Here is a 15753-nt window from a genome sequence, read left to right as displayed (position 1 = left end):
ACTGGACACGTTGTCAGCGGGACCGCGTCACTCTTTCAAATGCTGGGCATCGATCCCGTCAAGGCCGAGCCCTTCGGCGACGACGGTCAGCGAAGCCTGGCGCTGGGCCTCGTAGACCTCCTCCGGGAGAAGGATCGGCTTGCCGATCGCCATCTCCAGCCACTCCATGTCCCGCGGTGTCCCGTCACTCTCCTCGTTGACCGTGCCGGCAGCGGTCAAGTTCGAGGCGAAAATTCCTGCGGCCGAGCGCGGGAGGAAGTCCTCGTACACGATTGGCTCGGCGACGACCCAGCCGCCGTCGATCAACGCCGTCAGGTCGGACGGCAGGTCCCCACCCCTTGGGGCGTCGGCCGCGACCGAGTAGGTGAAGAACGCCAAGTTGCGTTTCTCGAGCTCCCGCTCGGTATGCGGCATCCGCTCGGCCCACACCTCTCGCGCGACCTCACGACGAGCCCGCACCGGGTCAACGGTCCGGCGACGGTCGACCTCGGCGAGCAGTTCGTCGTAGAGGTCGCGACCGGCGCTCGTCAGCGCGACGCCTCGCGCCTCCACCTCGCCGAAGCGCACGCGCAGGTCACCCTCGCCAACTGTCCCGTCAGCACGGCGGAACAGGCGCGGCTCGGCCAGGGCGCGGAATGATGTCTGGCGCAGCAAGACGTCGGGGCCGTCCCAGTCCGGTGGACCTTGGATGTCGTCAATCATCTCGATCCCCCGAGCCTGCATCGACTCGTAGAGATCATCGATGTCCAGGACGCGGGGGGTGAGGTGGTTGATGTGCGTAGAGGCCACGCCGCCGATGTCAGCGGCGACCGCCGAGATCGCGTCGAGCTCGCGGTACCAGGCCTCGTCGATGGGCTCCGTCGAGAGCGCGAACGCTGCCGTTGCGAGTTCCAACAGGCGATCAGCCTCGGGCACCGGGAGCCCACCGTCCGCGATTGCGATCTCGGCCAGCTCGAGCAGCTCCACCGAGAACAGAGTCCGCGCGCCAATGAACGCCTGGAGCCGGGCCTCGAGGTTGGCGTCGAAGAAGCGACGGTCCTCCGGCACGAGCATCGAAGTGAACACCCGGAAAGGATTCGCCGCCAGCTCGGCCGCGTCCACGGGACGGAACGCGGTGGAGACCACCGGAATCGGTCGGGGCGCGGCGTCCCGCAGGTCGTAGAAGCCGACCGGGTACATGCCGAACGCCTCGAACACCACGGCTGCCTGGCGCAGCTCATTCGGCGAGCCGACGCGGATGGCGCCGTGGCGCTCGGCCGTTACCCGGGCGAGAGAGCCGAGTCGCTGCGCATCGGCGCCGTTCTTCTCCAGGTACCGCTGGTTGACCTCCGCGGAGACCTCGACGAGGGTCTGGTAGGCCGGGACCTCCCGGCCGTACAGGTCGCTCAGGGTCGCCGCGAAGCGCACGCGGAGCTCGGTGGTGTCAACGATGGTCACTGGGTCTCCTCCCAGGCATGGACGCCCCTCAGACGCATCGCCTCAGCGACGCGCTCTTGGGCGATCAGACGGGCAGTGTCGTGCGACGGCAGTGCGCGCCGGGCACTCTCGGTCAGCACGGTGGTGGTGTTGGAGCGCATCTTGTCGGTGATCATGCCGAACACCGCCTCGGGGTCGACGACGAACGGCGAACGGCGCATATCCATCGAGTGGGCGGCGGCGATGATGCCGCCGGCATTAGCGATGAAGTCCGGAACGATGGCAATACCACGCTCTCGCAAGACGTTCTTGGCCTCAGGGGTGGTCGGCATGTTGGCGCCCTCGACCACCAGGCGTGCCGTGGTTGAGCGGGCCACGTCCTCGCCAACGGCATCCTCGCGGGCAGCGGGGATCAGGATGTCGGACTTCGCCTCCAACGCCGCGCGCGCGTCGACGGCGCCGCCGTACTCCAGGACGCTGCGATCGCCGTGCGCAGCACGCAGGCGCACGAGTCGAGCGACGTCGAGACCGTCGTAGTCGACCACGGCTCCCTCGGACGTCGAGACCGCGATCACGACCGCGCCAAGCTCGATCAGACGTTCCGCAGCCGCCTGTCCCACAGCACCGAATCCCTGAATCGAGACCGTCGCTCCCGCGAGGTCCAGGCCAATGTTCTGCGCCGCGGCGTCGGTGGCTTCAGCGACACCGAAGCCAGTCACCCCGAGCTCGTCGTACGGCAGGCCGCCCAGTTCGCGGGGCAGACCGACCGCAGCGCCCCGATCTCCAAGCTCGTCGGCGAAGATCGCTGCGTCACGTTCGGAGAGGCCCATGTCGAGTCCGAACACGTACTCGGTGGGAACCTCGTTACTCAGGGCACGTGCGAAAGCGCGCAGGATGCGCTCCTTGCCGGGGCCGTTGGGATCGCCTTGGATGCCGGCCTTGGCTCCGCCGTGGAAGAGATCACAAGCGGCCCACTTCCACGTCATGGTGCGAGCAAGCCGGGCCACCTCCGTCACATCGAGGTTCGGCCCCATCCGGGTCCCGCCCTTGCCCATGCCGCGCGAGGTGTTGTCGATCACCAGCACGCCCTTCATGCCGGTCTTGCGGTCATGCACGCAGACCACCTTCTCCGGCCCCCACTGGTCCATAAGTGCGAAAACATCGGTCACTGGAACTCACCGCCACAAAACTTCATGCGGCCAGCCTTTCAGCCGACGGAGCGTTTCAACAGTTAGTCAATCCCGCGAATCTCTTAACCAAGCATCAGCATCTCTGGTGCTTGGCCCGGTCAACCAGTCCGCTTCCGCCGCTAGGGCGTGCGCGCTGTCGCGCAGAGCGGCATCCATCGCCGACAGTGCGGGTTTAGCCGCGCCGCCGCGACGAAGGACGCTCACGTGGCGGAACAGGTCGAGGCCTTCAGGACGGAGCACCCGGATGTCGGGTGCGGGGCGCACCGCCATCCCGGGCACGAGGGCAACCCCGTGGCCCGCACCCACCAACCGATGCACGACGTCATAGTCGTTTGATCGGAAGGCGACGTTCGGGACGAAACCCGCCGCGGCACAGGCCCGCTCCAAACAGACTGATCCGTCACTGTCGAGCGCTGTGCACATCCACACCTCGTCGGCCAGGTCCGCGAGCCGTGGGCGCTCTCCCAACGACGTGCGACTCGCCGGCGCCACCAAGACGAGCTCCTCGCTCAGCAACGTGTCGCGCAGCATTCCGCCAGGCCACCTGAGCGGAACCAGATCGTATTCATATGCCAGCACGAGGTCGAGCTGGCGATCAACCAGGCTTGGCAGCAACCGCTGCGGCTCATCCTCGTGCAGCTCGACGGCAACCCTCCCCGATCGGCGCAGCGCAGTCAGCGCCCGGGGCAGGAGGTGCTCGCTCGCGGAGGGAAAGCTGCCGATCACCACGTGAGACCGACGCCCATGGGCGATGTCGCCAACCAGACTGCCAAGATCCTCGAGCATGCCGAGGACTTCCGCCGATTCGTCGGCAAGCATCAGCGCTTCCGGCGTCGCGACGGTAGCCCGGGCACGGCGGTCGAAGAGCGGGAACCCGACCTCTTCCTCCAACGTGGCGATCTGCTGAGAAACCGCTGACGCCGTGTAGCCGAGCGTGCGCGCAGCTCCCGCGAACGAGCCTTCAGCGACCACCATGCGCAGTGTCTGCAGATGGGTGGGGTTGAGCACTTGGTATCCCTTTCCGCAAGCAGAACTCCGCATTCCAGCCGAGGTCGCGCGCCGGAAATGCCCATGTGAATCGGTTTGACGTCAGTTTGTATCCGACCACCTATCCGGCGGGACCGGCAGGGCTGAATCTTGAGCAGCGTAGTACTCGCCCTTCGACCTGATGATGCGCGTCAATTATCTGAAGGCACTGCTGCAGGCCGCCGACCCGCCGGACACCACCTCGGTGATCATTCGCTCCCCCACGCCGTGGTTTGGGCTTGAGCTCGCCTTCGGTCCGGGGTCAGAGTGTCGGGGCGAATCTCCCGAGGTATTCGTGGGCCAGGACGTCGTCGCTGACGATGCGGTGCCAGAACGGGCTTCCGGTGGCGATCACATCGGCGGGCCAGGGCGCGGGGACGGCCCAGCGCCCGTCGGTGGACTCGGCGAACCCCGACGCAGCACCCGCCAGGACATCGGCTTCGACAGTGACAGCGATATTGGCGTCAACGGCTGCGAGATCTCGTCCTTTCGGCCGGTCCCCCACGCCCTGGCGGCCCCTACTTTGGGGGTGTGATCTCCACCGCCCTGCGCTCGCTGTGGGCTGAGCCCCGGGCCGCGGACGCTCCGGCACGGGCGCCGCGCGACTGGGTGCTGGTCGCCGTGGTGCTGGTGACGGCGCTGCTCGAAGGAGTCCTGCGGGACGACGTCGCCGGGCGGCCGTTCGTGACGATCGTGACGGTCGGGCTCGCGCCGGTCCTGCTGTGGCGGCGCAGCCACCCATTGGCCTGTGTCGTGGTGGCCTTCGGCACTGCACTGGTGTTGGGGCTGGCGAGCCTGGTGGGCGGGGCGCCCAGCCTGGGCCTCAACACGATGATCTTCGTCCTGGTGTTCGTCTACGCGCTGGTCCGCTGGGGCTCAGGGCGCGAGATCGTGATCGGGCTGTCGATGGTGCTGGTCGCCGCGGTCATCGGTACGGTCGCCGACGCCACCGGGCCGGGCGACGTCTTTGGTGGGTTCGCCGTCCTGGCGGCGGCCGCCGCGGGCGGCGCGGCGTTCCGCTATCGCGCCGAGAGCTGGCGCCGGGCGTTGGACCAGATCCGCAGCCAGGAGCGGGTCGGCCTCGCGCGCGAGCTGCACGACATGGTCGCGCACCACGTCTCGGCGATCGCTGTTCAGGCGCAGGCGGGCCAGGCGATGGCCGGCCAGCGACCCGAAGCAGGGCTCGAGGCGCTGGCGGTCATCGAGGGTGAAGCGTCGCGGACTCTCGCGGAGATGCGCGCGATGGTCCGGGTGCTGCGCGACGGAGCGTCGGCGGAGTACGCCCCCCAGCCCGGTGTCGCCGACCTGGCGTCCCTGGCCCGCCGCGATTCGGTCCCGGTCGTCGACGTGGCGCTGCCAGACGACCTGGACGAGCTTCCGCTCCACGTCGACGCGGCCGTCTATCGGCTGGCCCAAGAGGCGCTGACCAACGCACTGCGGCACGCCCACGACGCCACGCGGGTGGAGATCCGGGTCGTCGAGGGCGCCGGACGGCTGCGACTACGGGTGACCGACGACGGGCAGATCGACCCGGCGCGGCCCGCGAGGCACGGCTTCGGGCTGCTGGGGATGACCGAGCGGGTGGAGCTGCTCGGCGGCACTCTGCGTGCCGGCCCGGCGGCCGGCGGCGGGTGGACGGTCGACGCCGAGCTGCCGACGAAGGTGCGCCGATGACGGTGCGCGTGCTGGTGGCCGACGACCAGGATCTGGTGCGTACCGGCCTCTCCATGATCCTTGCCGCGCAGCCTGGCATCGAGGTCGTCGGCCAGGCAGCCGACGGCCACGCTGCGGTCGAGCTGGCGCGTCGGCTCCGCCCCGATGTGTGCCTGGTCGACATCCGGATGCCCGGGCTCGACGGCATCGAGGTGACCGAGCTCCTCGCCGGGCGGGACGTCGCGGACCCGATGGCGGTGGTGGTGATCACGACCTTCGACCTCGACGAGTACGTCCACGGCGCCCTCCGGGCCGGCGCCCGAGGATTTCTGCTCAAGGACGCCGGGCCGGAGCTGCTGGTCCAGGCCGTGCATGCGGCCGCCGCCGGCGATGCGCTGATCGCGCCGAACATCACCCGACGGTTGCTGTCCACCCTGGCCGCCAGGCAACCGTCGGGCCGACGTACCCAACCGATCGAGCCGCTCACCGCCCGCGAAGAGGAGGTGCTGGCGCTGCTCGCCCGTGGCCGCACGAACGCCGAGATCGCCGCTGATCTCTTCATCGGCCTGACCACCGCCAAGACCCACGTCGCCAGCCTGCTGGCCAAGATCGGCGCCCGCAACAGGGTCGAGGTCGCGATGTGGGCCTACGACACCGGCCGGGTGGGCGACTGAACCCGGTGTCCAGGCAAACTCAGCTCTCTGAGACCGCGGGCGGCATCAGCTCCTGCACCGTCTTGGTGGTCCTGGCTCAGAAGCCCCCATCGAAGCCGCCGCCACCATCACCACCGCCGCCGAAGCCGCCGTCGAAGAAGCCACCGCCGCCGTCGCCGCCACCGTCGCCGCCACCATCGCCCCCACCGCCGTCATCGCCGCCGCCGAAGCCCCCGAACATCATGCCTCCCATGAACATCCACGTCATCGGGGCGAAGGCGCCGAAATAGCCCGCAGCATAGGGCTCGTACGCGCGGCCACCCTGCCAGTAGGGCACCCGCTGCGCCCCGACCATGACCTTTCGGACATCAGGATCCGCGCCGGCTCGGACACGCTCGGCATCCAGCGCGCAGGCCGGCACGTCTCGCTCGACCCCGTCCGGCGGCACGTAGGGAACGTCGGCCACCGAGAGCCCGTGGCGCGGGTCGAAGAAGCACGGTGGCCGCCTGGTCGGCAGCTGTTCGCCCACGACTCTGGCGCGTACGCACGCGATGGCATATCGGCCGTCCTCGACGATCTCGGTGATGTGCCGGATGTCATCGGGCTGGGTGATGGAGTCGCCGGCGAGCTTCGCCGCTTCATAGGCGTCGAGCGCTCGCAAGTAGTCGGCGTTCGCGCCCGCGTCGAGCTCATGGCCGATCATGTCCAGGTCGAGCTGTTGCAGGTCCTGGCCGAATGCAGTGATGTCCTCGAAGGCCAGCTTCCTCACCGGCGCGATCTCGTTCTCGCGTCGGATCAGCTCGCGTTCCTTGAGGCGGCGCCTCGCCACCACGACGATGGCTCCCAGCGCCGCGATGACCAGCACGAGCACGAACAGTTCCATCAACGGATCCTATATCTGCTGGGAAAAATGGCCTCTTGGACTGCGCCTGCCACCACGACGGTGATCGCGAATGACGGCCACACGTGCCTAGGCTCTCGTCATGGAGCCCTCGCCGAACGCCCGCACGGTTCAGTCGTACGAGGAGATCGCCGTCGCCTACGCCGAGGAGACATCCGGCGGCGGCGCCTTCACCGAGCCGCTGACACGCTTGGCCGAAGCCGTCCCGGCCGGTCATGTCCTGGATGTCGGATCCGGCCCGGGTTGGGACGCGGACGAGCTCGAGGAGGCCGGTCTGACTGTTCGGCGCACCGACGTCACCCAAGCGTTCATCGACCTGCAGCGGGCGCGCGGCAAGGACGTCGATCGGCTCGACGTGATCGACGACGACCTCGGCGGGCCGTACGACGCGGTCGTCGCGCTGCGGGTGCTGCAGCACATCGAGCCGAAGGACCTGTCCACGGTGCTCAGCAAGGTGGCAGGTGCCCTGCGTCCGGGGGGCCGGTTCCTGGTGTCGACTCCGCGATTCGCGGGCACGGGCTGGGAGGTCGGTGACTCCGGCAGGACCTACTATCGAGCGCCTCGGACCGAGGACGAGTTCATCGAGGCGCTGCATGCCTCGGGGCTCGCTCCGGAGTGGGCCGAGCACTCCCCTGAGGACGACGGCTGGCTCGTCGTGATGGCCCAGACAGCTGCTGAGCGGTGGCTCTAGCGGCGCACTCGGGGGCCTCTGATCGTGTAGGTGATCGTGCGTGCCGCATTTCCCGAAATGGTCACCTTCACCTTGATGTGTTTGCCAACGTGCCGTCGCCGCGGAACGAAGGAGGTCTTGGATGCACTGCTGACCCTCTTGCCGCCGACGTACCAACGCACGGCGACCTTGGCCGGGGTGGGAGTGATGGAGCTTCTGGCCACCCCACGGATGGTGACCTTGCGACCGACCCTGGCTGTGCCGTGAAAGGTCGGCTTGTGACGGAAGGTGAATCGCGGGTGAGGAGTCGTGGGTGTGGGAGGTTCCGGAGTGCTCGCCCGGTAGGACAGACCCGATCCGGGTGCGAAAAGCTGCCGGGGTGTGTCGTTGGGGACGTCACCCAGCTGCAGCTTCACGTCTGCGATGGACGAGGGAAGCTCGAACGGCAGCTTCCCGCCGGGCTCGCGCTCGCCGAAGATGGTCTGCAGGAGCACCTCGTCGGTCACGCCGTAGTTGGCCAGGACGGCCTGCGCCCGATCGACAACGTTGCTCAGCACGAGCGGACGGTCCAGCTTCGGCACAGCGACAGTCGGCGTCCCGGATGCTGCAGCAGCAGCGAACGCCTGGTAGTCGGCCTCACTGCCCTTGAAGTCGAGGTCCGTCAAGTCGCTTCCGCCGCGGGGGTCCGCCAGCCGGACGATCGCGAGGTCGGCTTCAGCCGGTGTCGAGACCACAGTCAGTCCGCGAGCCTGGGCAGTCTGGGCACCCACACCGCTGAGATAGACCTTCTTGACCGTTGTCGTAGAGGCGGGAAGGGTCTTCTTCTGGTTGGTGAGCAGCGTCAGCGATCGGGCCTGTGCGGCGTCGCCGATCGTCTTGAAGCTCGCGCTCCCGGCCACCGTTGCGGCGCGGGCTGGGTCGACGAAGGGATTCTCGAACAGACCGAGCTGGAACTTCTGGATGAGCACTCGGCGGGCGGCCTCGTTGAGGCGCGAGCGGGAGATCAGTCCAGCCTGGTGAGCAGCGACAACTTGGGCCGGCTCGACCGATCCACCGATCTGGTCGACTCCGGCCGATATGGCCTTGCCGTAGCGCTCGGTCACCGTGAGGTCTTCAACCCCCCATGGCATTCCCACACCCCACGGGCCTATGAAGCTTGCCGGAGGCCGGGTGTCCTGGCAGATCTGCGGGCAGTTTCCAACGATGCCGAAGTCAGAGACCGTCACGCCCTTGAACCCGTACTCGCCGCGAAGAAGGTCCTTGGTCAAGAACGAGTTGAATCCTGCCCCGACCTGCTCGACGGTCTGGCCCTTGTAGACCAGGTCCTTCAAGATCGAATAGGTCGGCATGACTCCGCCAGCGTTCGCGGCGAACGCCCCTTCGAACGGGATGAGGTGCTGGGCGAACTGGCCACCGTCGAAGCTGGCGTACCGACCGTAGAAGTAGTGACTGTCGTAGCCGTTGACCTGCGCACCGTAGCCCACCCAGTGCTTGACGGTCGCGACGGTGCCGGCCGGGTTGACGCCGTCCGACCCTCCCTGCATGCCAACGATGTACGCATTGACCTGCTGCTTGACGCGCTGCGGATCAGATCCGAACGTGCCGTTGATGCGCGTCCATCGGGGTTCCGTGGCGAGGTCTGCCTGAGGAGAAAGCCCTTCGTGGATGCCAACCGCTCGGTACTCCTGACGGATGATGTCTCCGTACGAACGAGTCAGCGCTGGATCCCCGGCCGCGCCCATTCCGATGGCATCGGGGAACGCAGTATTTCCCACTCGAGCCACGGTCTGCCCTTCCGTGACAGCGAACCCGTTGCGCGGATCGGTAGAGATCGTGACCGGAACTCCCCACGGCGTGTTCTCAGCGATCTGCTGAACGGCGTTGGACTGCTCGGCGAGCGCGGCTGGCGCGAGGGCCAGGCGCGTGATGAACGTGCTGATGTTGCGGGTCTGGATGTAGTCGGTGTTGGTGGCGGTGTTGTAGGCCTGTCCGCTCGTGGCCAACGTGCCGTGCACCAGGAGGCCAGCCTTCTGTTCTGTGCTCATGCGGGCCAGCAGGTCCGAAGCGCGCTCGGCTGGACTCAGCCTCCAGTCCTCGTAGGGCGTGAGGTCGCCGTCACGATCCAAGTCACGGAACTGCAGCCCGTCCTCCGTCACGACAGGAACATCGCGAGTACTGATCGGGGGCTGGGTGGGTCCGGCGGCCGTTGCGGGACTGGTGATCCCGGCACCCGCAGCGATGGCAATCGTGGAGACCGCGCCGGTCGCCACCACCGCGACGCGCCGCGTCAGTGAGCTGGATTTCGTTGTCATCATGATCCTTCTCCGGAGGCGGCACGGCCATCAACGTTCGGCGCGTGAACACAGAGGGTTCTTGGCATCAAACCACCTGAATGTGACCTACGCCACACCTCGCAGCCAAGTCTTTGGGCCAGGAGTCGTTGTCCCCGGCGGCGTGTTCTCGCCGTTGCTCGTGGCAGGCGTGGAGGCCTAGCCTGTCTGCATGAGACGCTTCGACGACGAAGACCTCACCGGCGCAGAGTTTCGCGAATGCGACCTGAGTGGGGCGCGGATGGTCGGCGTGATGATGCGGGACGCCGAGATCGACGGCATGGTCACGAGCCTGGTGGTCAACGGGGTCGAGGTGATGCCGTACGTCGAGGCGGAGCTCGACCGCCGTCATCCGGTACGGCTGCGGATGCGCTCCGATCTGCCGGGCGATCTGCGAGAGGCGTGGCGCCAGCTGAGCGACGACTGGGCGACGACCGCGGAGCGGGTCCGGTCCATGCCCGAGAACAGCGAGCATCGCAGCGTCGACGGTGAGTGGTCGATGGTCGAGACTCTGCGTCACCTGGTCTTCGTGCACGACTCCTGGTTCCGACGCTGCGTGCTCGGCCGCACTGAGCCCTTCACCCCCATGGGACTGGGTCCCCCGCTCGTCATGGACCACGCGGACAGCGGGCTCGACCCGCTGGCCCGGCCGAGCCTCGATGAGGTGCTCGCCGTTCGAGCCCGGCAAGGTGCGCAGGTCGAGGCATGGCTGGCCGACGTCACGCCTGATCAGCTCGCCCGGACCGCGCCGGTTCCCGACGACGACAGATGGCCCCCCTACGCGGAGGGTCGGACGGTGCGGCAGTGCCTCGGCACCGTGCTCAACGAGGAATGGGCGCACCACAGGTTCTGCGCGCGTGACCTCGACCGCATGAGCTAGGCGCCTGCGCCAGCACCGGACATCCACGGGGAGTACGTGTCCGACTGACCTGGACTCCCCTTAGTTCTGCGCCAGGATCTGCTGCCCGGTGACCAGCGGATAGGTGGACAAGTCGGCGCCGTCGAGGTCGACCTTGTGCATGTCCACTGCTGTGACCTGGCTGTTCTCGTAGGTCGTGTAGTAGTAGATGCCCTTGTCGGTGTTGCAGCACGACGAGTAGATCGTGATCTCGTACTTGTCCCCGACCTCCACGCAGCCCCGCTGCTGCGCGACGGAGCCGAGGATGTGGAAGAACTGGCTGATGGCCTCGGACTCCGACTCCCCCGAGATCGAGTTCATCGCCGTGAACGCAGCCTTGACGAACCGGGACATCGAGGAGAGGTCGCCGGGCAGACCGACGGCACCCAGTCCCCTGCTGTACGTGTCGAGCTGCAGCTTCTTGGAGAAGTGGTTCTCCGGCTGCGCGGTCGACATGCTCGCGTAGTTGTTGAGATTGAACAGCTGGATGTCGAAGGTGGGGTTGTTGGTCAGCAGACCCACCGGGTTGTCATAGACCCGCAGCCCATCCTTGACCGACTCCACCGTCACCGACTCCTCACGGTCGGAGATGATCCAGTGCAGCGGTGACAGCGGGAACTCAGCGCTGAACGGGATGTCGACCAGCACCATCTCCTGCAGGGCCTCGCGGGCCTGGGAGACGGTCTCGAACTGGCCGAGGATCCACGGGATGAACTCGAACGGCGTGATGTTGTTCTTGCCCGGCGTCTCGGGCTTGTAGTCGGCGTTGCCCGGAAAGTTGAGCCCCGCCATGCTCAGACCCTTCTCGTTGGTCGCGTCGTAGTAGAGCGGGTAGCCGTCGGCCACCGTCGTCATCCCGATGAAGGCGTGGTGGGTCGTCAGGTCGCTCACGGTCCGGAACGGGAGCGGGAAGTTACGCGGGGTGATGGTGACCGACTCGCGATAGGAGAACTCCAGATCCAGATTGCGCCCGAAGTAGTGATCCTTGGCGACATAGTTCGTTGCAGTGCACACGCTGCGACCTCCACGGTGGTGTCCGACTCGACTGATCCGGCCCGGGACGGGGTCCGGCCGGGCTGGTGTCAACGCTAGGAAGGTCATCGGGTCCTGGACAGAGGACTTAGGCACTGTCGAGGTCCGCTACTTGGTGCGGGCGGCCCGCTCGATCAGCGTCGTGGTGCCGTTCCGGGGCGGATGAGGCCGCTCTGGTACGCGATGACGACAAGCTGCGCGCGATCGCGCGCACCCACCTTCATCATCGCCCGGTTCACATGGGTCTTGGCCGTCAGCGGAGACACGAACAGCCGCTCTGCGATGTCGTCGTTGGTCAGCCCCTGGGCCACCAGGGCGACCACCTCGCGCTCTCGGTCGGTCAGCGCCGGCAACAGCGTCGAGTCCAGGGCGTCGGTCGGGCCGGCCGCGTCGGTGCTCGCGTAGCGGCTGATCAAGGCCCGGGTGGCCTTGGGCGAGAGCAGGGCGTCGCCGGCAGCCAATGTCCGGATCGCCTGCACCAGCTGTTCCGGGTCGACGCTCTTGCCGAGAAAGCCGCTGGCACCGGCCTCGACGGCTTCGAGGACGTACTCGTCGAGCTCGAAGGTGGTCAGGATGAGGACACGGACGCCGGCCAGGTCCTCGTCGGCGCAGATGAGGCGCGTCGCTCCGAGACCATCCAGCTCGGGCATGCGGATGTCCATGACGACGACATCGGCCCGGGCGGACCGAATCAGGTCGACCGCCTCCTGCCCGTTGGCGGCCTCGCCCACCACGCACATGTCCGGGGCGGAGTCGATCAGCGACCTGAAGCCTGCACGGATCAGCCCTTGGTCGTCCGCGATGACCACACGGATGCTCATGCGTGCACTCCTGCCCGGTCGGGGAGCCGGACCGACACCTCGAAACGCCCGTCAGCACCGTGCCGGGCGGCCATCTGCCCGCCGACCGCGGCGACGCGTTCGCGCATCCCGATGAGGCCGAAGCCGGTGCCTCCGGAGTGATCCGTCTCGTCGTCACCGACGGGATTGGTCACCTCGATCTCGACGTGGGTCGGCTCGTAACAGATCGTCATGGTTGCGGTTCCCGTCCCGTGCTTGTGTGCGTTGGTGAGCGCCTCCTGGAGAACCCGGTAGGCCACGAGGTCCGCTCCCCCGGCGATGGCGCGAGGACTGCCGGACACCGAGTGCCTGATGCTCATGCCCGCTGCCCGGAAGGACGCGACCAGGTGCTCGAGCTGGTCCAGACCTGGTGCAGGCGTGTGAGGGTCCACCTCGTCATCGTGCTGGCGCAGGACATTCAGGACCTCACCCAGCTCATCGAGGATCGCCTTCCCCGCCTCTCGCACGTGCTCGATCGCCGTCAGCGCGGCCGGCGGGTCGGACAGCACGAGATGACGAGCCACCGACGCCTGGACGTTCACGATCGCGACGCGGTGGGCGATGACGTCGTGGAGCTCGCGGGCGATGCGCAACCGCTCCTCGGCCACCCGCCGGGCGGCCTCCTGCTCGCGGGTGCGTTCGGCTCGCTCGGCGCGTTCCTCGATCGCCACGACGTAGGCGCGGCGCGCCCGGACCGTCATGCCCACGGCGGCGGCGACCGCGAACGACGAGACGTGCTGGAAGGCGCGGGAGTCGGGCGGCCACGGAGTCGTGGCCAGCGCCACGGCGGTCCCCACCCCCACCACCGACGCCGCGAAGCCGACCAGCGTGCTGAGCCAGCCGTGCGCGACCGCGAACGAGTACAACGCCACGAATGGCACGAAGGAGATCGTCGACGGTCCCCCGTCCAGGAGGATGACCGCTGCGGCGCCCACGACGGTGGCAACGAGCACAGCGCCCGGGTGGCGGCGACGCCAGGCCAGCGCGGCGCAGGTCAGGACGGCCACGACGGCAGCGGCGCCGGACAACGACGAGGGCTCCGCGCGAGCCGAATCGGGGATGAAGACCACGACCGGCATGAGCGCCAGCGCCAGCAGCGCGTCGAACACCACGGGGTGATCGTCGTGGAATGCGCGCACGTCGCTGAGCCCTGGCATGCGCACAGCCTACGAAGCGCGAGCGCTCACGGCGTCGTATCGACGCAGTACGCCCGGGGTACCGCAGACGCAGTACCCGGGTCGTGGATGGTCGCCGTGCTGCTCCGGCTGCAGCAGGAACAGGTGTCTGCGCCAGGACGACGACCCGGCGGCACCGAACGACGAGGCTCTTTCTCAACGCCGGAAGCGCCGGCCACCTGAGGGGAAACATCATGATCGAGCTTCAGCACCTGACCAAGCAGTACGGCTCCAAGACGGTGGTGGACGATCTCACCATCACCGTGAAGCCCGGGGTCGTCACCGGCTTCCTCGGGCCCAACGGGGCCGGCAAGTCGACCACCATGAGGATGCTGGTCGGTCTGGAGGAGCCGACCGGCGGGACCGCCACCGTCAACGGCCGCCCGTACCGCGAGCACTCCATGCCACTGCACGAGCTCGGCGTCCTGCTGGACGCCGGGGCGACACATCCCGGCCGGTCGGCCCGCGATCACCTCCTGGCCCAGGCCCACACCCACGGACTGCCGGCCCGCCGGGTCGACGAGATGCTCGAGCTGGTCGGCCTCGCCGACGTCGCCAAGAAGCGGGTGGGCGGATTCTCCCTCGGCATGGGGCAGCGCCTCGGGATCGCCGGCGCCCTGCTCGGGGACCCGCAGACGGTGGTGCTGGACGAGCCGGTCAACGGCCTCGACCCCGAGGGCATCCGCTGGATCCGCGAGCTGCTCCGCGGCCTAGCCGCCGAGGGCCGCACCGTGTTCGTCTCCTCCCACCTGATGACCGAGATGGCCATGACCGCCGAGCACCTCGTGATCGTCGGCCGCGGCACGCTCATCGCAGACCTGCCCGTCGCCGAGCTCATGAGTCGCTCCGTCCGCAGTGTGCGCGTCCGCAGCCCGCAGGCCGCACTGCTGCAGCCGCTGCTCACCGGCGACGGCGTCACCGTGACGACGGAGCCGGACGGATCGCTGGACGTCATCGGCCTGACCCCCGAGCAGATCGGGGCCCGGGCCGGCGAGGCGTCGATCCCCGTGCACGAGCTGAGCAGCAACCAGGCCTCCCTCGAGGAGGCGTTCATGGAGCTCACCCGCGACGCCGTCGAGTACACCGGCGAGACCACCACCACCGTTCACTCCACAGACAAGAAGGCATTCTCATGAGCATCCACACCGAACCCCGCCGCATCACGATGAGCGGCGTGATGCGCTCGGAGTGGACCAAGATCCGGTCCATCCGCAGCAACATGGTCACTCTCGCCTCCGCGGCGGCAGCGCTGCTGCTCATCGGCCTCATCTTCTCCGCCATGGTCGGCGGGGTGCTGGGCAGCACGCAGACCGATGTCGAGGGCGACACCGCCGGCGCAGCCCTCGCCGGCGTCCAGATCGCGCAGCTCATCATCGGTGTGCTTGGTGTCCTCGTGATCACCAGCGAGTACAGCACCGGGCTGATCCGGACCACGCTGACCTCGGTGCCGTCCCGGCTGCCCGTGTTCGGCGCCAAGGTCGCGGTGCTGGCGGTCACGACGATGGTCGCGCTCGGGGCGAGTGCCTTCGTCGCGTTCTTCGCCGGTCAGGCCCTGATCGCCAGCGGAGACATCGACACGGTCTCGTTGGGTGACCCGGGCGTCCTGCGTGCCGTGATCGGTGCCGGTGCGTTCCTGACCGGCACCGCCCTGATGGGGCTCGCGATCGGCACCCTGTTGCGCAGCACGGCAGGAGCCATCTCGGTCCTGTTCGCGATCATCTTCCTCGTCCCGGCCCTCGGCACGATCATGCTTCCGGCCGGCTCGCGCGACCAGGTCCTGCAGTACCTGCCGTCCATCGCCGGAAGCTCGTTCACCGCGGTGGCACCGGAGGCGTCCATCCTCAGCCCGGCCGCCGGTGCGGCCGTGTTCGCCGCATGGATCGTCGTACCGCTCCTCGCGGCCGCTGTGGCGTTCAAGCGTCGCGCTGCATGACCAGCACCCATCCGCTCGCCCGCTGCCCGCCCACTGC

The 15753-nt window shown here is 68.0% G+C and carries 15 protein-coding genes; 7 read left to right on the top strand and 8 right to left on the bottom strand.

Annotated features, from left to right (window positions below):
• Nucleotides 1-27 precede the first annotated feature (27 nt).
• The 3 genes from hglS to NQV15_RS08085 all read right to left on the bottom strand — a co-directional run bounded on the left by hglS (nt 28) and on the right by NQV15_RS08085 (nt 3614).
• Nucleotides 28-1437 carry a 2-oxoadipate dioxygenase/decarboxylase gene (gene hglS, locus NQV15_RS08095; protein WP_232399313.1) on the bottom strand — a complete coding sequence of 470 codons (1410 nt, stop codon included), beginning with the start codon at nt 1435-1437 and terminating at the stop codon, nt 28-30.
• Complete coding sequence (locus NQV15_RS08090) at nt 1434-2585, bottom strand: Glu/Leu/Phe/Val family dehydrogenase (protein ID WP_232399312.1); 1152 nt, start codon at nt 2583-2585, stop codon at nt 1434-1436. The genes hglS and NQV15_RS08090 overlap by 4 nt, the downstream gene beginning before the upstream one ends.
• 66 nt (nt 2586-2651) lie before the next feature.
• Complete coding sequence (locus NQV15_RS08085) at nt 2652-3614, bottom strand: LysR substrate-binding domain-containing protein (RefSeq protein WP_232399311.1); 963 nt, start codon at nt 3612-3614, stop codon at nt 2652-2654.
• Nucleotides 3615-3774: 160 nt separating this feature from the next.
• Here NQV15_RS08085 and NQV15_RS08080 point away from each other — a divergent pair, with 160 nt between their 5' ends.
• From NQV15_RS08080 to NQV15_RS08070, 3 genes are read left to right on the top strand one after another with little or no spacing between them, the layout of a single operon-like run.
• Nucleotides 3775-4167 carry a hypothetical protein gene (locus NQV15_RS08080; protein WP_232399310.1) on the top strand — a complete coding sequence of 131 codons (393 nt, stop codon included), beginning with the start codon at nt 3775-3777 and terminating at the stop codon, nt 4165-4167.
• Nucleotides 4164-5306: a sensor histidine kinase gene (locus tag NQV15_RS08075; protein ID WP_232399309.1), complete on the top strand. Its 1143-nt coding sequence runs from the start codon at nt 4164-4166 to the stop codon at nt 5304-5306. Before NQV15_RS08080 ends, NQV15_RS08075 begins: the two co-directional genes overlap by 4 nt.
• Entirely contained in the window at nt 5303-5959 is a 657-nt protein-coding gene (locus NQV15_RS08070; RefSeq protein WP_232399308.1) for a response regulator, read from the top strand. Before NQV15_RS08075 ends, NQV15_RS08070 begins: the two co-directional genes overlap by 4 nt.
• A gap of 76 nt (nt 5960-6035) precedes the next feature.
• Here the strand turns inward: NQV15_RS08070 and NQV15_RS08065 are convergent, their stop codons facing one another.
• Complete coding sequence (locus NQV15_RS08065) at nt 6036-6809, bottom strand: hypothetical protein (protein WP_306459368.1); 774 nt, start codon at nt 6807-6809, stop codon at nt 6036-6038.
• Nucleotides 6810-6921: 112 nt separating this feature from the next.
• Between NQV15_RS08065 and NQV15_RS08060 the strand changes: the two genes are divergently transcribed.
• A complete protein-coding gene (locus tag NQV15_RS08060) occupies nt 6922-7530 on the top strand; it encodes a class I SAM-dependent methyltransferase (RefSeq protein ID WP_232399306.1) in 609 nt (202 codons plus the stop codon).
• Here the strand turns inward: NQV15_RS08060 and NQV15_RS08055 are convergent.
• A complete protein-coding gene (locus tag NQV15_RS08055) occupies nt 7527-9821 on the bottom strand; it encodes a glycoside hydrolase family 3 protein (protein ID WP_257125109.1) in 2295 nt (764 codons plus the stop codon). The two genes, NQV15_RS08060 and NQV15_RS08055, sit on opposite strands and share 4 nt — an antisense overlap.
• A 190-nt stretch (nt 9822-10011) precedes the next feature.
• On the opposite strand from NQV15_RS08055, the gene NQV15_RS08050 reads away from it, so the two are divergent.
• Nucleotides 10012-10719, top strand: a complete 708-nt coding sequence (locus NQV15_RS08050; RefSeq protein WP_232399304.1) for a DinB family protein — start codon at nt 10012-10014, stop codon at nt 10717-10719.
• Nucleotides 10720-10779: 60 nt separating this feature from the next.
• Here the strand turns inward: NQV15_RS08050 and bsh are convergent, their stop codons facing one another.
• The 3 genes from bsh to NQV15_RS08035 form a co-directional block, all read right to left on the bottom strand.
• Nucleotides 10780-11751 (bottom strand): choloylglycine hydrolase, encoded by a 972-nt coding sequence (bsh, locus tag NQV15_RS08045; protein WP_232399303.1) that lies wholly within the window; start codon nt 11749-11751, stop codon nt 10780-10782.
• 152 nt (nt 11752-11903) lie between these two features.
• A complete protein-coding gene (locus NQV15_RS08040; RefSeq protein WP_232399302.1) occupies nt 11904-12590 on the bottom strand; it encodes a response regulator transcription factor in 687 nt (228 codons plus the stop codon).
• Nucleotides 12587-13765: a sensor histidine kinase gene (locus tag NQV15_RS08035; protein WP_232399301.1), complete on the bottom strand. Its 1179-nt coding sequence runs from the start codon at nt 13763-13765 to the stop codon at nt 12587-12589. The genes NQV15_RS08040 and NQV15_RS08035 overlap by 4 nt, the downstream gene beginning before the upstream one ends.
• Before the next feature lie 212 nt (nt 13766-13977).
• On the opposite strand from NQV15_RS08035, the gene NQV15_RS08030 reads away from it, so the two are divergent.
• Together NQV15_RS08030 and NQV15_RS08025 are read left to right on the top strand one after the other, a co-directional pair.
• On the top strand, nt 13978-14919 hold the full coding sequence (locus NQV15_RS08030) for an ABC transporter ATP-binding protein (RefSeq protein ID WP_232399300.1): 942 nt from the start codon (nt 13978-13980) through the stop codon (nt 14917-14919).
• The gene (locus NQV15_RS08025; RefSeq protein WP_232399299.1) at nt 14916-15716 is read left to right on the top strand and encodes an ABC-2 transporter permease; all 801 of its coding nucleotides are present in this window, start codon (nt 14916-14918) and stop codon (nt 15714-15716) included. Before NQV15_RS08030 ends, NQV15_RS08025 begins: the two co-directional genes overlap by 4 nt.
• Nucleotides 15717-15753: the final 37 nt, after the last annotated feature.

The organism is Aeromicrobium wangtongii (assembly GCF_024584515.1).
In the GTDB taxonomy this organism is placed as follows: domain Bacteria; phylum Actinomycetota; class Actinomycetes; order Propionibacteriales; family Nocardioidaceae; genus Aeromicrobium; species Aeromicrobium wangtongii.
Note: the sequence above shows the minus strand (reverse complement) of the source record. Positions and strands in the feature narration are given on the sequence as shown.